The following is a 4,093-nucleotide window of genomic DNA, read 5'->3' as shown; positions in this document are numbered from 1 at the left end:
GGGGTTGTTGGGTCGGGCCCCCCGGGCCGGGGCCTGGTCGGCCCCTGCCCGGCGGGTGCGAGTGGAGACACTCACTGCGGGTAGCCCTTGGACTTCAGCAGTTCGGTGATCTCCTTGGCCGCCTCGTCGATCGCCTGCTCGGCGGTCGCCTGACCGGACATCGCCCGGCTCGTCTGCAGAGCGAGGATCTGCTGGACCGCGTCGGACTCGGGGAGCCGCGGACGCCACATCTTGTTCTTGTCCACCATGGTGTAACCGGCCTTGAGCGCCTCGTAGACGGGGGCGGCCCACTCGGCCGGCGGAGTGCCGTTCAGCGTGGAGTTACGCGCCGGGAACGTTCCGAACGCGCTGCCGGTGAACTGCTCGCCCTCCTTGGAGGTGACCCATTGCAGCCACGTCCACGCGGCGGCCGGGTGCTGCGACTTCTTGGCGATGCCCGCCGACCAGATGCCGCGGTGCGCGCCCGGGCCGGCCGAACCCGCCGGGAGGGTGGTGATGCCGACCTCCTCCGGCTTCAGCGTGGTGGACGCCTCGTCCACCGCCGAGCCCTTGTAGACGCTGCCCCACATGAACATGGTGGCGGTCCGGCCCTGGCGGAAGGCCTCGAGCGGCTCGTTGAACTGGTAGGTGCTCGCTCCCGGCGGGGCGTACTTCAGCAGGTCGACGTGGGTCTGCAGGGCCTTCACCCCGATCTCGTTGTTGAAGGCGACCTTGAGGTCGTCGTCCAGCAGCGCCACGCCGTCGGAGTTCAGGACGGTCTGCCAGATCGTCGGGGTGAGCGGGTCCTTGGTGAAGTAGGTGCCGACCGCCCAGGCGTCGACCTTGCCGTCGCCGTCGGTGTCCTGGACCAGCTTCTTGGCGTCGGCGAAGTACTGCTCCCACGTCGTCTCCGCGGTGGGTTCGGAGACTCCGGCCTTCTTGTACAGCGTCTTGTTGTAGAGCATCAGCAGCAGGTTGGAGCGGACCGGGACGGCGTACTGCTTGCCCTCCCACTCGCCCGCGGCGAGCGGGGAGGGGTTGAAGTCGGCCCAGTCGTAGCCCGGGTCGGTCCACTTGCTCACGTCGGCCTTGAGGTCCATCAGGCCGCCGGTCTTGGCCAGCTGCGGGATCCACGAGTCGTCGCCGAGCACCACGTCGTAGGTCGGGGTGGGCCCGGTCAGCTCCAGCATGGTCTTGGGGAGCTGGTCGTTGTACGGCACGCCGTCCACGGAGACCTTGATGTTGGGGTACTTCTTGTTGAACTCGGGGACCAGTTGATCCTGCCACTGCTTGGCGAAGGCGTCGTTGGCGATGACCCTGATGGACACGGGGTTCTCCGCCGTGCCGAGTCCGCCGCCGTCGGCGGAGACCTCGGACGCCGTCGAGCCGCACGCTGTGATGGTCAGGCCGAGCGCGGCTGCTGCTGCGGTCAACCGGAGGGAACGGCGCATGGCCGGTCCTCCTCTCGGGGGTTGTACGGGGGTGGGGAAAGGGGTGGTGCGGAGAAGAAATCAGCGGGTGGGGTCGATCGCGAGCTTGACGATGTCCCGGCCGTCGAGGGGGGAGCCGTCGCCGAGGGCGGCAAGAGCCTCGCCCACCCGTTCCAGTGGCACCCGGTGGCTGACCACACGGTCGTACGGCCGGCCACCGCGTTCCAGGATGAGCAGCGCCTGACGGTAGTGGCGCAGCATGTCGGGGCCCGCGCCGTAGACGCCGGCGATGGTGATGTCCCGTTTCAGCAGGTCGCTGAAGGGATTGAAGGGGACAGTCCCCCGATCGGTGAAGTTGCCCAGCTCGGCGAGCACGCCACCGTCGGTTACCAGGCCGATGGCCTCCATGAAGGCGGCCGGCGAGCCGCTGGCGCCTATCACGCAGTCGGCTCCGGGCGCGCCGAGCGCGTCGAACACCGCATCGCGGCGTTCGGTCACGCCGGTCAGCTCCTGGATGCTCACCGTCGCGTCCGCCCCGAGCGCCGCCGCCAGTTCCAGTCGCGCGGCCGGGGCACCCACCGCGACGACCCGGTGCGCTCCCGCCACGCGGGCCGCGACCACGGCCATCAGCCCGATCGCGCCCACTCCCTGGACGACCACGGTGGAGCCGACGCCGACCGAGCCCCGGGCGATCCCGTGCAGTGCCACCGACATCGGCTCCTGCAGGACCGCCACCTCGGCGGGCAGGGACGTCCGGTAGAACACCGTGCCCGCGTTGGCGGCGTGCAGGTAGTCGGCGTATCCGCCCGTCAGATGCGGTGGAGCCGTCACCGGTGAGGTGAACCCGTAGGACGGGCGCCGGTCAGGACAGTTGGCGGGACGATGCCGCACCTGGCACTGGTAGCAGCGCCCGCAGCTCAGTGCGGGGAAGACGCCGACACGGTCGCCCACGGCCACGGGCTGCCCGCTGTGATCGGCGCTCACTCCCTCGCCGAGAGCGGCCAGGGTGCCGACGATCTCGTGCCCCAGCAGGGCGGGAAAGGTGATCCTGTCGAGGCGTCCCTGGTAGATGTGCGCGTCGGTGCCGCAGACGCCGCACAGTTCCAGCTTGACGACGAACTCACCCGGGCCGGGGTCGGGGACGGGGTAGGAGCGAACCTCCACCGCCCCTGCGGCGTCCATGACGACTGCTGCTCGCGCCGCTGCCCTCATCCATCCCCTCCATATTCTGGATTCTATAGAATATAGAGGGAACCATAGGAGGCTCCCGCAAGAGGGGTCAATAGCCTGATTGCATCTGTTACCGGGACGTTTCATACCTTGGTCGCCCAGGTGTCCGGTTTACCGCTGGTCCGCCCCGGTAGGGCACCCCTCGCCACCCGCGCCGGAGCGGTGGCGTCTCCGCACGCCGCCGTAGGTGTCAGTCGCCGCCGATGCGGATGCCGTTGTCATCGGGCGCACCCGTGTCATCCGGGGGCTCCGGTGGCCATCGTCGTACCTCAGCGGAAGACCCCCGTGTGGCCGAGTGAGTAGCGTCCGGGCTGGGGGTAGATGGCCAGGCCGTGCGGGCCGGCGTCGACGGCGATCTTGCGGATGAGGCTGCCGTTCTCGGTGTCGAACACGTAGACCACCCCGTCATAGCGTCCGGACAGCCACAGGCGGCGGCCGTCGGCCGACACGCCGCCCATGTCCGGTGAACCGCCACCGGGGATGTGCCAGGTGTCGATCGGCTGGCGAAGGGCGAAGGAGACGACCGAGACCGATCCGGCGCCCCGGTTGGAGACGTACAGCACCTCCGAGTCCCGGCTGACGTAGAGCCCGTGAGCGCCCGCGCCGGTTTTGATGAAACCCGTGACCCGGAACTCCCCGGCGTCGACGAGCCACACGCCGTCCTTGGCCATGTCGGCGACATAGAAGGTGGTGCCGTCCGGGGAGAGCTTCACGTCCTGCGGCATGTTGGGGTACGGCATGTGTCCGTGCCGCATGGCGTCGTGCGCCATGTCGTGTTCCAGTTCGTACGACGCGTTGTCGCCCTGCGGGGCTGTGCGCCGGATGCCCTTGCGGCGCGTGGTGCCGTCCGCCAGGTCGATGACGGCGCGGACCTTACGGGCGGCCGTGTCGATGACCACCAGCTGGCCGGAGAACTCGCAGCTGCCGAGGAGGAGGGTCCCGTCGGCGGTGAAGTCCGCGTGGTTGATCCCCCGGCAGGGCATGTGCAGCGAGTGCCGGAGCCGCATGGTGCGCGGGTTGAGGAAGTCGAGCCGGTTCTCCCGCTCGGCCATCACCAGGGCGGTGCGGCCGTCCGGGGTGAAGTACAGGTTGTAGGGGTCGTCGACGAACACCGGCTTGCCGACCTTGCCGGTCATGGGGTTGATCGGTGTCAGGGAGTTGCCGTCGTTGTTGTTGACCCAGAGCGTCTTCAGGTCCCACGAGGGGACGACGTGCTGTGGCCGCCCGTCCACCCTGAAGGTGCGGAGCACCCGGTAGGTACGCGGGTCGATCACACTGACGGTGTTGCTCTCGCTGTTGGGCACGTAGACCCGCTCGGGGAACCTCGCCACGACCGGACTGAGCATGCCGGGCCGGTCGTGGGCGTAGACATCCACCGGATCGGTGCCGCATCCCGAGGGCCCGATCAGGCACACCGTCTCGCCCGCGGCGACGGTGAGGTCGATGTCGAACAG

The 4,093-nt window shown here is 69.1% G+C and carries 3 protein-coding genes; all 3 read right to left on the bottom strand.

What is annotated here, in order from left to right; all coding sequences use genetic code 11:
* Positions 1 to 71: 71 nt before the first annotated feature.
* Positions 72 to 1,430, bottom strand: coding sequence for a sugar ABC transporter substrate-binding protein (locus ABZ260_RS47895; RefSeq protein WP_355631744.1), 1,359 nt, complete (start codon positions 1,428 to 1,430; stop codon positions 72 to 74).
* 60 nt (positions 1,431 to 1,490) lie between these two features.
* A complete protein-coding gene (locus tag ABZ260_RS47890; protein WP_355551780.1) occupies positions 1,491 to 2,621 on the bottom strand; it encodes an alcohol dehydrogenase catalytic domain-containing protein in 1,131 nt (376 codons plus the stop codon).
* Between the two features lie 287 nt (positions 2,622 to 2,908).
* Positions 2,909 to 4,093 (bottom strand): hypothetical protein (locus ABZ260_RS47885; protein WP_355631741.1); only part of this gene is annotated, 1,185 nt, incomplete at its 5' end.

This window comes from Streptosporangium sp. NPDC006013 (assembly GCF_040614275.1).
Lineage (GTDB): Bacteria > Actinomycetota > Actinomycetes > Streptosporangiales > Streptosporangiaceae > Streptosporangium.
Note: the sequence above shows the minus strand (reverse complement) of the source record. Positions and strands in the feature narration are given on the sequence as shown.

Bases quoted from the DNA above. Each gene is read 5' to 3' on its own strand.
- ABZ260_RS47895 (WP_355631744.1), bottom strand. From the start codon at position 1,430: ATGCGCCGTTCCCTCCGGTTGACCGCAGCAGCAGCCGCGCTCGGCCTG.
- ABZ260_RS47890 (WP_355551780.1), bottom strand. From the start codon at position 2,621: ATGAGGGCAGCGGCGCGAGCAGCAGTCGTCATGGACGCCGCAGGGGCG.